This is a genomic window from Mucilaginibacter sp. L196 (assembly GCF_009765905.1).
Lineage (GTDB): Bacteria > Bacteroidota > Bacteroidia > Sphingobacteriales > Sphingobacteriaceae > Mucilaginibacter.
Genome location: NZ_LMUO01000009.1, coordinates 877,411 through 895,409, shown reverse-complemented (window position 1 = coordinate 895,409; position 17,999 = coordinate 877,411). Strand labels below are relative to the sequence as shown.

The 17,999-nt window shown below is 38.8% G+C and carries 11 protein-coding genes; 1 reads left to right on the top strand and 10 read right to left on the bottom strand.

Features of this window, described 5'->3' with window-relative positions:
* Positions 1-107: 107 nt before the first annotated feature.
* The 4 genes from GSQ74_RS07360 to GSQ74_RS07345 all read right to left on the bottom strand — a co-directional run bounded on the left by GSQ74_RS07360 (position 108) and on the right by GSQ74_RS07345 (position 4,101).
* Positions 108-1,061, bottom strand: a complete 954-nt coding sequence (locus GSQ74_RS07360; protein ID WP_158991674.1) for a hypothetical protein — start codon at positions 1,059-1,061, stop codon at positions 108-110.
* Positions 1,062-1,064: 3 nt separating this feature from the next.
* Positions 1,065-2,411, bottom strand: a complete 1,347-nt coding sequence (locus tag GSQ74_RS07355; RefSeq protein WP_158991672.1) for a site-specific integrase — start codon at positions 2,409-2,411, stop codon at positions 1,065-1,067.
* Between the two features lie 296 nt (positions 2,412-2,707).
* The gene (locus GSQ74_RS07350; protein ID WP_158991670.1) at positions 2,708-3,607 is read right to left on the bottom strand and encodes a flavin reductase family protein; all 900 of its coding nucleotides are present in this window, start codon (positions 3,605-3,607) and stop codon (positions 2,708-2,710) included.
* Between the two features lie 266 nt (positions 3,608-3,873).
* A complete protein-coding gene (locus GSQ74_RS07345; RefSeq protein WP_158991668.1) occupies positions 3,874-4,101 on the bottom strand; it encodes a hypothetical protein in 228 nt (75 codons plus the stop codon).
* A 275-nt stretch (positions 4,102-4,376) separates the two neighbouring features.
* Between GSQ74_RS07345 and GSQ74_RS07340 the strand changes: the two genes are divergently transcribed.
* The gene (locus GSQ74_RS07340; protein WP_158991666.1) at positions 4,377-4,832 is read left to right on the top strand and encodes a DinB family protein; all 456 of its coding nucleotides are present in this window, start codon (positions 4,377-4,379) and stop codon (positions 4,830-4,832) included.
* 72 nt (positions 4,833-4,904) lie between these two features.
* Here the strand turns inward: GSQ74_RS07340 and GSQ74_RS07335 are convergent, their stop codons facing one another.
* From GSQ74_RS07335 to GSQ74_RS07310, 6 genes are all read right to left on the bottom strand, one after another.
* The gene (locus GSQ74_RS07335) at positions 4,905-7,067 is read right to left on the bottom strand and encodes an alpha-galactosidase (protein ID WP_158991664.1); all 2,163 of its coding nucleotides are present in this window, start codon (positions 7,065-7,067) and stop codon (positions 4,905-4,907) included.
* A 243-nt stretch (positions 7,068-7,310) separates the two neighbouring features.
* Entirely contained in the window at positions 7,311-8,972 is a 1,662-nt protein-coding gene (locus tag GSQ74_RS07330) for a RagB/SusD family nutrient uptake outer membrane protein (protein ID WP_158991662.1), read from the bottom strand.
* Between the two features lie 11 nt (positions 8,973-8,983).
* Positions 8,984-12,076 carry a TonB-dependent receptor gene (locus GSQ74_RS07325; RefSeq protein WP_158991660.1) on the bottom strand — a complete coding sequence of 1,031 codons (3,093 nt, stop codon included), beginning with the start codon at positions 12,074-12,076 and terminating at the stop codon, positions 8,984-8,986.
* A 327-nt stretch (positions 12,077-12,403) separates the two neighbouring features.
* Positions 12,404-14,221: a right-handed parallel beta-helix repeat-containing protein gene (locus GSQ74_RS07320; RefSeq protein ID WP_158991658.1), complete on the bottom strand. Its 1,818-nt coding sequence runs from the start codon at positions 14,219-14,221 to the stop codon at positions 12,404-12,406.
* Between the two features lie 100 nt (positions 14,222-14,321).
* Positions 14,322-15,758, bottom strand: a complete 1,437-nt coding sequence (locus GSQ74_RS07315) for a hypothetical protein (RefSeq protein WP_158991656.1) — start codon at positions 15,756-15,758, stop codon at positions 14,322-14,324.
* A 22-nt stretch (positions 15,759-15,780) separates the two neighbouring features.
* Positions 15,781-17,760, bottom strand: coding sequence for a hypothetical protein (locus tag GSQ74_RS07310; protein ID WP_216846690.1), 1,980 nt, complete (start codon positions 17,758-17,760; stop codon positions 15,781-15,783).
* Between the last annotated feature and the right edge of the window lie 239 nt (positions 17,761-17,999).

Below are 17,999 nucleotides of genomic sequence, written 5' to 3'. Positions count from 1 at the left end.
CAAAAAAAGGAGTGTTTACTAAATGAATTAATTGCAATTGAAAGTCAATAGCTTATATCTTTTTTTGTTACGTTGTTTACAATGATTTCAGCGCGGGTAAGCGATTTTTATTTTATGATAGAATTTTCTGAAGGAAACATGTTATCTATTTTTTCTTTAATTGAGTATTTAAGTCTAAATTTTCCCATTTCAATATTTTCTTTATTTCTTTTTACAAGATTTCGATATACATCATTTCCAATATCAAAATGACTTTCTGCAAGTTTACCGTTGATCTTTATTCTATCTAATAAATAAGCCATGTAAGTTTTACTGTGATATTCAGGTTTTATTCTTGGTTGATTTGCTTTATCAAAACACGCATAAAAATCAGGTAGTAGCATTTTTTTCCAAAAGACATTTTTTTCGTTATACTCATGCCATAAATCAACTATTTTGCCAATAGGAATAAGATAGTCCTTGCTGTTATCATGCCGTGTGATAAATTCATTTATTTGCTTACTATTTTCATTAATGTTAATTGAGTTTAGTTTGTCAAAAATAAATTTTCTATAATCTGTCACTACTTGAAATAACAAACTATCATTCCTAAAATCCTCAAATATGACGGGTAGATCATTAAGCTGTTTATTAATAAAAGTATCTTTAGTTAAGATAACTCCGGTTGTTTCTAAATCATTGTATTTAAGTAAATCGCTTTCCTCGCTAATGTCATCGATTTTTTGAAGCGTATCAGCCTTTAAAGTATCAAGCCTCTTTAATTTTTTAACGGCTATTTCTTTAGCAATATTGATGTTGATCTTATCTAAAATTAAATTTAGGTTTGCTTTTCTGTGATCTTCTCTTAGTGAAAGGCTTGCGCCAATAAAATCCATGTAGTCGCCGTTTTCTTTGGATAGTATGTCCTTGTTTTTTAAGTAGCCACTGTTATAGGTTATAAATTCTGTATATTGTTTGTTAAAAAAAATCTCAAAGTCTTCATCCGACGGATCAGCCAATGAATCTGTAAATTGTGTAAATTCAAGTTGCAAGGCCTTGAATTTTTCATCTTCTGTTAGCATAAATTAAACAGCTTTTAGATTTGACACCTCGCCCCATGCCTTTACCATAACTACTTTAGCAAGCTTTTTGGAAACATCAACATAACGTTTAAAGCTTTTATAATCGGTATGCCCGGTAATTGCCATAACCTGTTCAGCGCTCATGCCTCTTTCGAGTGATAACGTTACGAACGTTTTACGCCCGGTATGAATATGGATCAATTTATATTTAGGGTAAATAATAGTTTCACGTTTTGGCCCTCTAAAGCGGACAATCTCTATTGGATCATTAATTTTTGCCAATTCACATAAATCCTTAATGTATTCGTTCAATTTTTGACTGCTTATTAAAGGTAGGGGTTTGTTTTGATCTTTGTATTTATTCAAAATTGAATAAGATATTTTATTTAGAGGTATTGTCAACTCTGTTTTAGTCTTTTTGACAATTAAGTTAATCTCATCATTTTTAATATGTTCTCTTTTTAATTGCTCCAAATCAGACACACGCAAACCGCTTGCACAACTAAAGCAAAAAATATCCCTCACTTTATCCAGTTTCTTGTTTTGCGATAGGTCAATGTTTAGCAAGGCGGTAAATTCATCTTCATTAAGGGCTATAACTTCTAATTTTTCACGTTTAATAGAAAAGTCTTTATAACTGTCATTAACTTTTATACCGTGTCGCCGGGCATACCCTAAAAACGTTTTTAATGTGCTTAATGCTTTTGCTATCGTGGTATTATTGAGTAGCGGGCTAACTTCGCCGTTGTTATTAGTTTTGGTTCTGCCAATTAAGAAGTTTTGAAAACGTTGAAAAAATGCATAATCAATAGTTTCAAATCTTACTTTATGTTTTGTTTCGGCTTGATAGGCATGCAAATGATTTTTGATTGACCTGTAAACACCCAAAGAACCCTTTTCCCGTGTCAGTTCATGATCTTTAATGTACTTATCCATAAAATCAAACAGCAAGTCCCTATGTTCTTCCTTCTGCGTTTTTTCAGATTTGTTATTTTTAAATCTGTCAATTACCATTTGAGCGGTATAGGGTACTTTATCCAGTTCAAACCTTTTTTCAATGTCGTTTATATCTGATTTTACTTTCGATATGCTATTATTAACTTCTTCAACTTCGCTATCCATTAAGATAACGGCATCCAAATTTTTATAAGGCTGGGGAAATATCTTTTTCGCTTTAATAGGTGTGATATAAATAGCCGTTTGACTTTCAGCATCCCAATTAATAGCATTTAACTTGCTGTCAATAAAGACCTTCTTTCGCTGCCCGGAAATTTGATAAATTAATTCCAGCGGACACTTTAACGATTTGCCTATTTTATCCGTCCTTAAAGTAAATCTTAGCGTACCCATTTTTCAATTATTAAGCTTTATCAAAGATAAGCTAATTAAAATAGGGTGCAAATTAGGGGGCAATTAATTTACAATACAGGTTGGGTTTGTTTTAGCTTGATTAATAAAAACTCTAATTTTTAGCTAAGAATGGCACTTTTAACTAAACACAACAATGCAACAATAACATAGGTTCTAATCCCTCCTGCTCCACAAAGTTCAATGTTAAAACAGACTAAAAGCCTGCAAATCAAATGATTGCAGGCTTTTTTTTAGTCAAATGACTAATTATAAGCCCGAAGGGTTTAATAAATAAACTACATCAACAACACTTTCCAGGCATCCATTACCCGGCCGTTATCTAACAATTGCTGGGCTTTTAAATGCAGGTGTAGGGTGCGGGTGTGGCTGTCACTGATGGTAGCATCAACCAGTTCTTTCATTTCATCGGTTCGACCAAAAGCTCTTACCTCCTCATCGGATGGTAGAGTTTCAACAAGCCCCAATACCCCCAGATTATTCCCGGTTAATACTTTGGAGTATTTAACCTCTTTTGGAAAAGCATCTACGCCGATACCTATTCCGGCACTGCCTATTGGTTTGGAAATTTTAAATAAATTATCGCTGATTACCCTGCAATACCAATCGCCGCCTAAACGAGCCACCAGATCTATTTTATGTGGGTCTATTTTACCATTAGCATCCAAAATAGCTTCACTGATATGAATCCGTTTCACCTCAGCAATAACCAAATTACCTGCGCCCGCGTTTTTTCCTAACGATATCACATCATTCACTACACATTCCAATTGAACGGTCGATTCCGCTACTCTCGGTGGCTTTACCGTCTCCGAAGCCAATTCAGTAAAACCCGCTTTCGAAAATTCATTTACTCCTTTTTTGTAATCCATACTGGTCAAATAGGTCTGTTGCACCATCTCGTAGTTCACAATATTAATCACACATTCAGGCACTTCCAAAACGTTTTCAAGCGTGTGTTTAGTGGTATTATCCCGCGCCCTGCTTGTCGGTGAAAAAACACATATTGGTGGATTGATACTAAAAACATTAAAAAAACTAAACGGACTTAAATTAACCTCGCCGTTTTCGTCAATAGTGGATACAAAGCATATTGGCCGGGGTGCAATGGCATAGTGCAAATAAACTTGCATTTCGGCCGGTGTCAACGATGATGCATCAATAGTTCTTAACTTCATTCAAATTTTTATTTAAAGCTTAATCAGTCTAACAGCTATTTTCTTTGATCCAGTATCGACCATTTGGTTTGTTCTTTAAAATAGTATTACTTAACAAGCCTAAACTGATAACTTCCATCTCAACAATATCGCCGGGTTGTAGCCACGGGCTCAACTGGTCGAAGCTTATAACTTCGGCCTAAAATGAATTAAGCTTACAGCTTAATTGACTTAGACGCTCACATCCATCTCCGCTCAAGCAAAAGACATTTCAACTGGCGGAAGCATTATTTATAAATAAGAACTACCAATTCCAAAACCTTAACGTAACTCAAAACAATTTTTGATCGTACATCATTTAATTGCTTTTTACAGATGCGGAAAATGTTCCAATGATTGGCACTGTCCTTGTCTATTAAGTCATAGCACTCTGTAACTTCTTTTACAACGCTTTTCCGGATCTGTTCGTTGAGCCAGGTTTTGACCTTTGCATCGAACGCTGCTTTACTGTACATTCTGCTATAATTTTTTAAATATCCAATAGCTCTAATATACAACTCTTTGAAATGTTCATTCAATATTTTAAAATAACAATCTCAAAAGATTGAAAACACACTCGAGCCGAAAAAGGAGTTATAAATAATAATATTGTTTTTATTCATCTTTCTATTAGATATCCCCGTTTAATCGTTTTTTTTAATTTATGTAGCAACTAAGATGGCCTTCAAAAATGCCTTTGTATGTTGATATTAAAATCAATACTTTAGTCGCATAAACTCAATTTGCTATCATGTTTGTGTCGATATTAAAAAAACTTTATTTGCGCGATTTAGCTAAACTTCGCACTGAAATCGAATTGTATCAGAATGAGCAAAAGCTCTGGTATACGGAAGGCGAAATCACCAATTCGGCCGGTAACCTTTGTCTACATTTGGTGGGTAACCTGAATGCTTATATTGGTGCAGTATTAGGCAATACAGAATATGTTCGCAACAGACCACTGGAGTTTTCGTTACGTAATGTGCCTCGCACCGAGCTTTTAAAAAGTATAGATGACACTATTGATATGGTGGCTACAACACTCGACCAATTAAATGATGATATCCTAGACGAAGAATATCCACAGATAGTCTCGGAGGGAAAGGTAACTACAGGTTATTTTTTAAGTCATCTTTCATCACACCTTATGTACCACCTTGGGCAAATTAACTATCATCGTCGCTTGTTAGACAACGATCGGAATTAGTCTCCACACTGTTAGTAGGCTCTGTATATGAGTTATCTATGCTTGTAGCCTGCGACTACTGATTAATTGCCTTTAAATGGCTTCCAACTGCAATACCGAACTCGTCTTTGCACGTTTCAGATACCACTTCAAGCCCTGTTCCATTAACGCTTCACCGCTAAATATCTGACCGTTTTCGGGGAATGTTGCTTTGTCGCCGGTATTCAAATTTATTTCAGTAACCCTGTACTTCTTATTTGGGTCAAGGCCATTCATTTTTAGTTCAGGATAGGTATCCGCTTCAAAGCTTTCCAAATTATAGGCAAAAACCACAGCCTTGCTCTTTGTGCTGTCTACGTACATCAACGAGGCGAAATTTGTTTTGTACGGCGATACCAGCCGGTACAAATCGCCATAATTTATCACGTTTTGCAGTCGTTTATAATTATCAGTTACGGTATGGCTTAAGGCAATATCACGCTCACTCATTTTTTTAACCATAACATCAAAGCCCAACTTACATGACATGGCCACATCCAGTTTGTACTTTAACGATTCGCTTCCGGCAGCGGTAACATGCGCGCAGATAGCCAACGCGGGGTAAAAATAGGAATAGCCCCATTGTATCTTTATTCTGTCCATTGGGTAGGTATTGTCGCTAGGCCAAAATTCCTGGAAATACTTTAATGCACCATACTCTACGCGGCCGCCGCCACTCGCGCATAACATCATATCCAGGTTTGGATATTTTGCGCGCACGCGATCAAGTACTTTATAAAATCCCTGTGTATAACGTACATACATCGCGTCCTGATTTTTTCCCATATAAGGGCTGTACACATTATCCATTGAGCGGTTGCAATCCCACTTCATGTAAGATATACCCGATGCTTCCTTCATCAGCTTATCAATAACTCCGAATACAAAGTCCTGAACGGCTGGATTAGTAAGATCGAGCACTAATTGTGTGCGGTAAAGATGCTCTGGCCGATTCGGCGCTTTCAATACCCAATCAGGATATTTTTCATATAACTCACTTTTAGGGTTAACCATTTCGGGTTCTATCCATATCCCAAAATTCAACCCTTTTGCTGTCGCTTCTTTCACAAGGTAGCCAACACCATCGGGGAGCTTTTTTTTGTTCGCATCCCAGTCGCCTAATCCTGCCCGCGAATTATCACGCGGATATTTGTTGCCAAACCAACCATCATCCAGCAAAAACATATCGACACCTAATTTTTTAGCTCCATCGAATAAATTCACAAGTGTATCCTGGTTAAAGTTAAAGTACGTAGCCTCCCAATTGTTCAGTAATGTTTGCCGTTTTTGATGCCCGTTCCATATACCATAATTAATGGCCCAGTTATGGAAGTTACGGCTTACCTGCCCTTCGCCTTTTGTTGTATAGGTGAATATAAAATGCGGTGTTTCAAAATCTTCTTTCGGTTTTAAGGGATATGATGATGCATAGGCATTAATACCCGGGATGATCTTTAATGAATTACCCATATCTACATTCAGTTTTAATGATTCGAACTGAATATCGAAGTTGCCACTGTAAGCAAGGGTTCCTGCAAAAACTTCTCCCGAGTTTTCGGTAACGTCGTTATTAGGTGATACCAAAAATGAGGGGTTATAATTGCATGCCGTTCTTACCCCCAGCTTTGATTGTATGCTGAATATTCCGGGAGGGAGTTGAAACTTATGCATTTGCATTTCGTAATCATGCTCGCCATAAAAATGGGTAAGATAATTTTGTTGTGAGGTGATATTGATGAATGCCGACGCATACCGGTTAAGTATTACATCTGCTTTTTCAGTGTGACTAATACTTGTCCATGTTTCAATAATATTTTGCTTTTGATAAGCCCGGTAATGGAGCGTAACGTAAAATGGATAAGCCGGATCTTTCAACCTGATGTCTGTGTTTATTACATTAGAATTTTCATTCCTGATGTCGCAGCCAATGTAAACCAATACGAGCGACATATTACCATCAGCATGTTTTACTTCTAAGGCCGGTTCGTTTAGATAAGTAGACCCACCAGTAGCATACGCCGGGTTAAGCGATGCATTAATGTTTCGGTATTCGGCAGTGTCTGATAATTTTTTGCCCAGGTAAATTTGCTGTAAATGCCCATCTGCATCTGGCTGGTATACAATTGCAAACGCTCCTGTTCCAATTACAATTTTTTGTGCAAATAGATTAAAAGGCAATAAGCTTGAAAGTATAATTAGGTACAGAAGTCGTTTCATAATGCAAATACAGATTTTAAAAACAAAACAAATTATAGTATTAGTTTTAGAGCTTAAATTTACAATAAGTCAGTTGCGTACCATTCTTGAAATTGGTGAATTATAGCTATATTTTAACCTTATTACTATTTTGGCCGATATTAATTGATATATATATATAATTTAGCGCAAATTGTTGTTAAAAAAAAGATCAGTGAGCGCTTGTGGCTGCTTCACTGATCTGTTGAAATTATTATTAAACTATTAATTATAACCTGGATTCTGTTTTAATGCCGCATCATCCTCTAATTCTTTACGAGGTATAGGGTATAGATAGAAGCCTTGCTGCCATGTCCTAACCTGCATGGTATCTACCTTATAAGTAAAAGAAGTATTTGCAGGCGATGTTGGAGTAATAATTATTCCCAGGCCGTTTCCATTACCGCTTTGTGCGATACCCCACCTCCGGAGATCAAAGAAACGATGCCCTTCAAAGCATAGTTCGATTCTTCTTTCATGACGGATTTTATTGATCAGGTCAGTTTGTCCGGATGAAGTTACATCAGGCATACCAACACGTTCCCTAATCATATTCACATACGTTAAGCCAGTTGTTAAATTACCTAGTTCCGCCTCAGCTTCGGCATAATTTAAAAGTATTTCGCTATAGCGGAACGCTACCCATTGACAAGAGCTGTAAGGCTGAATGTTAAAGTTGTAGGTATCATCAACCATTTTGTGTATAGTATATCCGGTTTTTGAAGCATTCCATGGCGATAGGGTACTTTCTTTTGAATCTAAACCACCTTCATAAAACTGCGCGTTACGCCCCTGGAACGGAGCGCCATTATACAGCACATCAACGGCAAACCGTGGATCCCTGTTGGCATATGGGTTTGCAGCTTCAGCAGGATTGCTCCAACTAAATGCGGTACCATCATTCATATCAAAATCTTCAACCATCTGCTCCAATACATTATAAGCCGAATAGCCATTATATCCATTAGGGCTTAAATCACGGTATAGCGTATTGTAGCGGTCTTCATAGTTTGTGCCATTGTATACCCTCGAGAAAATAACCTCCGGATTAAAAAAATCAAGAAAAATATGATTGTAAGTGCTTGCATTGCCGTATAGCGAATACACACCTAAATCCATTACAGCTTTAGCAGCATCCGCTGCGGATTGCCACCTAGTCATATCATTTGCAGTATTATATTGAGGGCTGGCTGCATATAATAGCAGGCGTGATTTTAAAGCAAGCACAGCACCTAAGGTAGCTTTCCCCTGGTCGGCACTATTAGAATACGTTGTTGGAAGCACCGCAGCGGCGGCCGTAAGGTCAGCAAGAATAAAATCCCTAGTTGCATCCCACGTAGTCCTTGCATCATTAAAGCTTTTGTCATCAACTGTAAAAACTTTAGTAATTAACGGTACACCGCCAAAGCGTTTTAGTAATTCAAAATAGCAAAGTGCCCTTAAAAAGTGTACCTCGCCTTTTAAATTAGTGAGCTGCGGACCGTAGCCTACCGTATCAGCCTGCGTGATATTTTGAAAGAAAATATTTTCCTTGGATATTGTGCTGTACAATGTAGTCCAGTCGTTCAAGGTTGCACTATAGTTTAATGGAAATGAACTGCTTTGATTATCGGGCGTGGCCAACCCCTGCACATACTCATTTTCACTGCACCAATTGAAATTACTGTACAATTCATCAGTTTGCGAGCCCCAGCCGAAGCCGCCGTCCTTAAAAGCGTAAACTGACTCTTTATAGATTTCGTTTACATATAGCTGTATCAGGTTTGGATCCGTCCAAACCGTAGTCGTACTATAACTACTCTGTGGCGTAAGGTCCAATACCTTTTTACATGAAAGATCTGCAAGCAGTACCAACACTACCCCAAATAACATATATAATTTTTTCATGATTTTCTTTATTAAAATTTAATATTTGCTCCAAGGTTGATGATTCTCTGCTGCGGGTAATAACGTCCGTTTATCACATTGTTACTAGAAGCGGCTTCAGGATCGAATGATGGGCCGAGCGAATCAAAAGTGAGCAGGTTATTTCCACTAACGTATACTCTTAAGGATTGTACACTGATGCTCTTTAACAGTGCGCTGTCAAAGGTATATCCTACTTCAACGTTCTTCAACCGCACATAGGCATCGTTTTTAAGCCAAAATGTTGATGCATAAGTATTTGATCCGTAAGTAGAACTAGTTGGCCCGTTAAACGTGCGCGGGTAGGTATTATCACCCGGCTGTAGCCAGCGTCCGGTAAAGAACTGCTCCGCCATATTTAGGCCGTCAGGCTGTACCAAAACTTCAGCACGTGCCTGTCCCTGTAAGAAAATGGTGAAGTCCCAGTTTTTCCAGCTACCGCCAAGCGTTGTACCGAACATAATTTGAGGAGTTGGCGACAATGTTGTCCTCACCTCATCCAATGCATTTATTTGGCCATCTCCGTTAATATCAACATACTTAATATCACCAGGACCAGATCCATTTGGATGCGGACTAGCATTTACCTGAGCTTGTGTTTGATAAAGCCCATCTGCTTTGTAAAGTAACCATGAATCAACCGGGTACCCGGTTTTTTGTTGATAGCTTGGCACGTTAGCCGGTTCATCTTCATACAGCACTTTATTAACCGCATAAGTCATGTTACCGTTTATGTGATAGCTAAAATTTCCAATTTTATTTCGGTAGCCCAGGTCAATTTCAATACCTTGGTTCTGTACCCTGCCCAGGTTCTCATCTGGCAAACTAATACCGGTATAATCAGGCGTTGACAGGGTGGGCGGTACAAGAATATCGTAACGAATCTCGTGAAATACATCTACCGTAGCGGTTAGCGAATGCCATAACTCCGCATCGACACCGATATTGAGCATTTTAGATCTTTCCCAGGTAATATTCAAGTTTGGAGTTGCACCCGGAGTTAAACCTGCCTGTTGCGTAGCATTAGGACCATAATAATAGCCATTCCCCTGGCCAGTACCTAAAGCATAGGTTTGCAGATATTGAAATGGAGATGCAACCACATCATTACCGGTCAGCCCGTAGGAGGCGCGAAGTTTCAGATTGTCAACAATTGAATTTTGATTCCAGAAACTCTCCTGCGAAATTCTCCAAGCTGCCGATACCGATGGAAAAAAGCCGAAACGTTTTCCTGAAGGAAAATTCGAGGAACCATCATAACGCATATTATAATCTATGATATAACGGTCATCATAATTATAGGAGATCCTGCTGATATAATCCTGACGAGCGAACTGCGTAGTTACTGAATTATTTGTTTCACCTTCCGAACTACCTGCAGACAGTTCGGTTATCTCGTTGCTCAAAAAGCCGGTTCGGTAAGCATCCAGTTCGGTATAAGTTTGTTGTTCCTGCTCATAAGCCACAAACGCGCTTATCGAGCTTTTTCCGAACTTATGATCATAACCCAATTGTAAATGAACAAGCTTGTTAATTTGTTGCGTGTTCTCTAAAGTAAGGCTCCCGGGTACTGTGGATGTATATTCATCATACTGCTGCGTTGTAGTGTTGTAACTGTAGGCAGGCGGTGGTATGGCATTATAGCCTTTAAACTGATCCCAGTTATCATCATAAGCAAAGTAACCGTCCAAATGCAAACCCGAGGCAATTTTTGGCAATGCCCAGCTAAAAGATGTTTTGGTTTGCAGGAAATCATAGTTATTATGCGTATAGCCAAGGTCACCATTTAATACATAAACCATACTATTTCCGGGGCCTCCGCCTATACCAACACCAACCTTACCATTTGGATAGGTTGGCACCAAATAAGGATAAGCATTCCAAAGTTGATTAAAGATACCATTGGCATCATAACCAGGAGCCTCGCCATTTTTATATTCATCACGGTACAATACATCAACGCCAATTTTAAAATTAGTGGTTGCTTGCACATCAAGGTTAACCCTGCCATTGCGATTGTTATAATAATCAGTTCCACTATTGTACATACTGTTTTGGTGGAGATCCTGACCAGAAATGAAATATTTGATCTTATCAGTTCCGCCGCTTAATGATAATACGTTGTTGGTTTGACCTGTCCAGGTATTCATGAGCGCTTTCCACCAATCTGTATTTGGATGTCCAAGCGGATCAGATCCGTCTTTATATTCCTGAATATCCTGTGCAGAATATTGTGGTTGCTGCCCTATTAAATTATCATATTCATTAACCGATTGCGCGTACTGCCATGAGCTCAGCATCTGGGGCACCCTGGTAGGTTGAGTAAGCGCATAATTTGTAGTAAAGGATAAGACAGGCTTTCCAGCTTTACCTCTTTTGGTGGTAATTAAAATAACGCCATTAGCCGCACGTGCACCATAAATAGCCGCGGACGCATCCTTTAACACAGTAAAAGACTCAATATCACCCGGATCCAGGCGACTGAAGCTACGGTCAGGAACACCATCCACTACAATTAGTGGGGCCGTATTTGAACCACCACCTAACGTACCCGCCCCTCTGATCAGGATAGAGGCATCATCGGCACCTGGTTCACCGCTGTTCGTATTTACAATTAGCCCGGGTACTGCACCCGCTATCGCATTTGATAAGTTAGCCACAGGCGATTTTTCCAGTTCATCACCCTTAATGGAACTTACTGCGCCGGTTACATTAGCTTTTTGCCGAGATCCGTAACCGATAACTACAACTTCCCCAAGCGAGCCGGATTTTTTATCTACCGTCAATATAGCATCGCCATTTGAGGTACTCGTTACCTCTAAAGTCTTGCGCTCATAACCCATATAGGAAAACACAAGCGTTGCACCGTTGGAAGCGCTGATTTTATAAAATCCGTCCTGGTCTGTAGTAGTTCCTTGTGAGGTTCCCTGTAGTAATACACTTACTCCGGGCAATGTTTGTCCGGCAGCATCGGTGATGTGCCCGCTAATGCTTCTGGACGCTTGAGAAAAAGCCTGTGATTTACAAAGCAGCAAAAAGCAGCAAAGAAGTAACAAGCCCATTTTTGGTGGTACTTTTCTTTTCATAATTGGTTAGTTTAAATTAGGTTATTCTAGTCTGGTCTGTTTTCGAATGTAAAAGTAGTAACATTATCGATACATCCAAATTTCATTGATGAAAAAAAAATAAAAAACTATTTACAGCGCAATAACATGTTGCCAAGAAGCTGTCTAAAAGCCGATTGAAAATTTTTGTATAAAACAAAGCGTCATAGCTTAATACCTCGCAACGACGATAGTTTTATCATTTTTAGATAGATTTTAAGAAGCTGGCATTAAATTTTACAGCGAGCTAACTGAATAAGAGCATGTTTCTACATATTCCTTTCATTGGCATTACCCAGTTATCGAAATTTATTTGGAGCGGTTCAATGTATCCGCAAGGATGACCTTATTCTTTCCTGTAGAAATGCCTGAACAATCATAAAAACTTATGCAGCTATCGATGCCATAGTTTTTATTTATAAAGATTTTGTTTGCAGTAAAGTTGATATTGTTGGTACTTTTTACGCTTAGCGCCATCCTGTTCTTTAAATAAAATGTATTATTTAAAATCCTTATATTTTTGTGGACTGCACCCGTGCCCCGTTGCGTGTTTTCAGGATGAATATTGATAACCGGTTCACCACAATCCAAAAATGTATTGTTATCAATTTTCAGATCAGTAACTTCTCCGGATTCATACCAGCTTGCCGCATCGTCCGAAACCAGCACACCACTCATATAAGTATGGTTTATAAGATTATTTTTGATAATAGACTTGCGCCGGGTAGTGATTAGTATACCTCGTGTTGGTATTCGTGTGATTGTATCGTTATGTATCCACACGTTGGGCGTACGGGTGATATTTTCAACTACGTTGTTTAAGCCATGCTGAGGAACACTGTGCTTAAGCGTTAATGCAATATTTTTACCGTCAAGCATTTTAACTGATGTTATGCTATTTGTGGCAAACGCCTGTAGTGTTAAAGGATCGATAAAACTGATGCTGTCCCCTTTCATGAATGCATTAAAACCATAGGTCTGTCCCTGCATAAAGCGAACAGTTATTCGATTAGGGTCCGTGTTCTCCACTATTTTCAGAAAGGTCCCGTGGATGTTGATCGCATCATCATTTGCCGCTGATAAATAGCTGTTTTTTATTTCAATCAGTCCACTACATCCCGAAAAGTGAAGAATATCAGCCCAGGCCGCACAGGTACGCCCGGATTTTTCATCAGGCTTTACACTAAGGTGGCTCACCTTAATATTTTTACAATATTGGCTAACTACCCCCATTCCATGCATGAAATAAATACGAACATGGTCAATGGTGATATTCTTGCTATAGGCAAATAATATACCTGCGCAATCTCGAAGGACATTGCGGTTTTGATAGATTAAACCGGTGGTAAAACCCGGGTTATTTTTAAAATAGAACCGGAGCTTATTCTTTCCCAAAACAACACAGCGAATGTTATTAAACGGGATGTCTTTACGATAAACATAATCAGCATCATATACTTGCCAGTAACTATCCGGGCGGTAAGACCATCCTTCACCCCGCCACGTTAATAAACTATCCTTTACCGTATACCAGGAATCCGGATGCACCATAACATCGGCGAATCCTCGCTGTACATCTACCACTTTTATTTCGGAAACTGTTGGCCTGTTATAATTATAACTGATACCATGTAAGGCAACATTTTCAGATTGATAGACGCAGGTTTCTATAGCCTTTCCATGCAGAATAATATTTGCACCGGTAGCGTTTACGTTTAAAAAGCGGCAATTAGCTAAATAAATTGCGATGGCTTTTGGCTCATCGGGCGTATCATTGGTATTAGAAATCGCCAATAGCCTTTTATAAAAATGATCCGGGTAAAAATTATAATTACCGGGTGCAAATTGTATAACGACAGGTGCATGCGCCGTTCCTTCCGCAATAGCAAATAATGACTCACGGAATGCTCCTGGAGATAATATTTTTATCTTATCTCCAGCTGATAAAATAATTTGATTGATATGATTAAAAGTCTTCCATGCCTGTTTTATACTTAAACCAGAATTTTGATCTGTCCCTTTGTTAGGGTCAATATAGTAGGTGATATTTTCAGTAGAATGTTTACGATGATTTATAGACAGATAGTCGGCATGGCTAGATTGGGCAACAGATAGAACAGGCGACAAAAGAAATAGGACTACATATGTGACAATTATATAATACCCCTTCATTTTTGTAATATTCAAGTCCTTTTCTTAACTCTTTAAACTAATACCAACCGGTTATTTATTTTACCAAAGCTGTTATTTTTTGTCCAGCTTTCAAACTCACATCGGCATAAGAAAACTCGTTACCCAGCCAATCCCTTTCGTGCATGGCCTTAAAACCCTTCCCGTCAATAAATATTGAAGTATAATTACCGGCAAATTTAGGTTGCCATTGAATAGTGACATTGCCAACATTTGTGATGGTCGAGGTTTTTCTATCTTCATGCGTCAGATCAATAATCGTATTGAGCACAGGTACGGACGTAAGGGTAGAACTAACATCAACTGTATTGCGATACAGGGTAGTTAGTTGATTATAGCGTGCATCGGCCGAGATGCCCATCAAACCCTCGGTAAACCCTTTTATCACCCCAAAGGAAACTTCCGGATACTCTCTCCTATCCGTTTTAGGATCGGTTAATTTTAGCATATAGGCATATGCCTTGTCCGGGTATCCGTTAACATATAGGATATATGGAAAATAGGAAAGGTTCTCCACGTTCCAATTTTTACTAAGCAAGTGTTGAATTGTTTTCTGCTTTCTTACCGAATCCGTTATGGCGTTAAACCATAGCAAGAAAGTTTCACCTTCCGTTTTACCAAACTTATTGTTACTGCTTAGGTAGGTATAATAAAGCTGATCATTTTTATCCCACCACTTGGAATCCAACGCCTCTCGGTATTTCTCGGCTTTTTTTGAAATTGTCAATGCCTTCGCGGTTTCTCCGTTAATTTTCAAGATCTCAGCATAAGAAAGCAGCCCCCTATAAATAGCGGCAATCAAATCGGAACCCATTTTAATATTTGGCACCCCTTCTGAATAAGAAGGAAGACCACGACATCGTTGCATTGCATCGGCGGGATTATAAGGAAGCGTAACATTGGGATGTGCTGGCCTTGTGAGCAAAGAATCAGGCTCTAATATCCAGACCTTTATATATTCATTGGCAGTTTTTTCATAAAAACTCTTAAAGGCAGCTCCTTTAATATACTCTTGGTCACCAGTCCACAAATATAAATTCAAACAAGTATTCAATACGTCAAAATTCGCATTCAGATTGAACCAAAAATGCTTATCATCTCTGTAATCTTCAGGGGCCGGTTTGCCGAAGTGGTTGATTTCCCAGTACGTACACCAGTCTTTATTTGCAGATATATTTTCTACAAAACGAGTAAGCATATTTTTGTTTTCTTTATCGAGACCAAGCACCTCTGCGCCCAAACTCTGGTGCGAAACATCACGCATACAAAAAGCAAAACGCGGTGGCAATGCCGATTCATACCAGGGGCCTACGGGATCGTCCGACTTTCCTTTATAATGTAAAGCCATGTCTTTTGCCCGCTGAAAAGCGGTTTGTAAAGCAGTGTCAGCAGATTTAAACTGTAAATTATTGTTCTGTGCATGAACCAGCGCGCAGGAAATAATTAAAACCAGCATTAAAATAGCCTTTCTCATTGTTGCTCTATTAATCATATAATTATAGTGTAATATCCACGGGTATTTTATTATTAAAGGAATATGTTTTTATTTTACCGGTTGATTCTTTAATAATAATCTTTTCACCACCTTTTTCATCTCTTAAAACCCGAATTGTAAAATCGCTATTGAAAGCTTTCACATGCTCAAGCTCCATCTCATTCCATCCTTTGGGTAGATAAGGGGTTATCGAAAAGGAATTAAAGCCAGTTGGCTGTAAGCCAAATAAACCTTCTGTAATACATCTGCAATAAAGCCCGCTTTCGGCTGAAAGCTGTCGCTGATCGCCCTCAGGCCAGGCTTCAATAGCATAAGGAACGTGTTCCCCTAAAAGCCTTTTTCCTGAATAATATTTCAGATATTTCAAGGTGCTATCTGTGGCACCCGCGTAAAATGATCCCCTTAGTGCATAAAGCAGCGCACGGTCCCAATAAGTATCCGATCCCGATTCTGTAAGCATACCTTCTTTTGTCCATAAAAAAGGTGAATAAAGAGCCTTAAGGGTTTCCTGCTTTCTGTCAAGTATCCCCATCACCAATGGTAGTCCAATCCAGGATCTTAACTTGGTACCGCCTTCGTAATACTTGTACGTATTAAAACCCTGAACATTGCCACCAAAGTATTTGCCAATCGCTACCTTCAGTTTAGTAGCGCGCTGTTTTAGATCCAGTGCTACTTCATTCTTGCCTAATGCTGTAGCCAAATGCGAAGCACTGATCATCGCGCCGTAGGCGAGGACATTAGTAGAGAGATTTACTTTGCCTGCAGGGAATCTGCCTTCCAATTCGTCTGCATCGGAAGCGATTACGCCATCCAGAGTTTTCTTTTTTTCCAGATATTCAAAGCACCAATTGATAAGCGGCCACAATTTTTCTGCTTCGGACACATCGCCATAAGCCAGCGCAAATCTCGATGCGCCATACGCGATCATAGCCTGGTCGCCCCTATCTCCTGCACCTGCCCAAAAACCAGTTCCTTCAGCAATTATTGAACTGGGTATCGGTTTAAAATCTTTATTCATATAGCCTGCAAATAATCTGAAAGCGTTTATTGCCGATTCATTACCGGCACCGTTACCCAAAAAAGGAAAAAATGGGTTAACATACTCTGCCTCATCATTTGCCCATATAGCAGCATAATAAGATCCACCACCGGGGCTGTGCATCAAACCGTTTTTAGTGTCATAAATACTTTCACTCGCCCTTATTTTCGAAAAGTTAAACATCGCGTTTAACGTGTCATCAGGCGTTTTTAAAACCAGTTCATGGTTAAGTTCTTTCAAAAAATCCATTCTTTTGAGGTACTCATAATTTGCAGAGTAGTGATAAGCTTGTTCACATACCTTGTAGCCGGATATAATAACCGAATAAGTGTACTTGCCTCCGGGTAACAATTTGGCTTTACCTGCACCATATAACTTGTTTTCCAGAACATAAGCGCCATAAACACCTTTAGTGGCATCAGTGGTATCTTTGTGATCCCACTTAGGCACAGAAATATCAACGGGCTGCTTACCCTTATTACTGATGATACATTGTTCAATAACGGCTGCCTTATCAAAAGAAGGGAATATATTATGTTCAATTGTTATACCCTCACCGGCCGTTGATACCATATGTAGGATACCATTGAAAGAAAATGCTACCGGTGATTCAGTAACCGCCCGGCCGTTGATCATAACCTGCGTGATGGGTTGTTTAAAATCTCGCTGAAGATTCCCCCTGGTATCATTTGGAATGATCCGCAGCATCGGAAATATCACACTTTTATGAATGACAGCATGACGAAGACTATCAATACCGTAAGTAACAATCACCGAAACCTGCCTTCCACTCATTTCCACATGATCCAAATGCTTTGCTGTATGTTTACCTATACTCCACTCTATTCCCCCACCTGCAGTCAAATTCCAGCGATATTGCTGCGCAAATAAGTTAGACGAAAAAAAAAGAAAAATCACCAATATATATCGCTTTATCATAATTATTTTGAGAAGAATAAAGACCGCAGTCAAAACAAGCCAAAGAATGCCACAGTCGTAGATGTGGGGAAATATTCTTCAATAATTATTATGCTATTCTGGTCTATTCTTAATTCCGTAAAGAACAATATATTTTCTGTTATATCAAATTATTTACGAAAAAAGTTGTCTTTTTTATCGACCACGTTAGCGCTGACAGAAGATCATAAACAATTACGGCAGCAAGGTATACTCTAAAT

Excerpts from the sequence above, each read along its gene's own strand:
- GSQ74_RS07360 (WP_158991674.1), bottom strand. The coding sequence starts at position 1,061 with ATGCTAACAGAAGATGAAAAATTCAAGGCCTTGCAACTTGAATTTACA.
- GSQ74_RS07355 (WP_158991672.1), bottom strand. The coding sequence starts at position 2,411 with ATGGGTACGCTAAGATTTACTTTAAGGACGGATAAAATAGGCAAATCG.
- GSQ74_RS07350 (WP_158991670.1), bottom strand. The coding sequence starts at position 3,607 with ATGAAGTTAAGAACTATTGATGCATCATCGTTGACACCGGCCGAAATG.
- GSQ74_RS07345 (WP_158991668.1), bottom strand. The coding sequence starts at position 4,101 with ATGTACAGTAAAGCAGCGTTCGATGCAAAGGTCAAAACCTGGCTCAAC.
- GSQ74_RS07340 (WP_158991666.1), top strand. The coding sequence starts at position 4,377 with ATGTTTGTGTCGATATTAAAAAAACTTTATTTGCGCGATTTAGCTAAA.
- GSQ74_RS07335 (WP_158991664.1), bottom strand. The coding sequence starts at position 7,067 with ATGAAACGACTTCTGTACCTAATTATACTTTCAAGCTTATTGCCTTTT.
- GSQ74_RS07330 (WP_158991662.1), bottom strand. The coding sequence starts at position 8,972 with ATGAAAAAATTATATATGTTATTTGGGGTAGTGTTGGTACTGCTTGCA.
- GSQ74_RS07325 (WP_158991660.1), bottom strand. The coding sequence starts at position 12,076 with ATGAAAAGAAAAGTACCACCAAAAATGGGCTTGTTACTTCTTTGCTGC.
- GSQ74_RS07315 (WP_158991656.1), bottom strand. The coding sequence starts at position 15,758 with ATGAGAAAGGCTATTTTAATGCTGGTTTTAATTATTTCCTGCGCGCTG.
- GSQ74_RS07310 (WP_216846690.1), bottom strand. The coding sequence starts at position 17,760 with ATGATAAAGCGATATATATTGGTGATTTTTCTTTTTTTTTCGTCTAAC.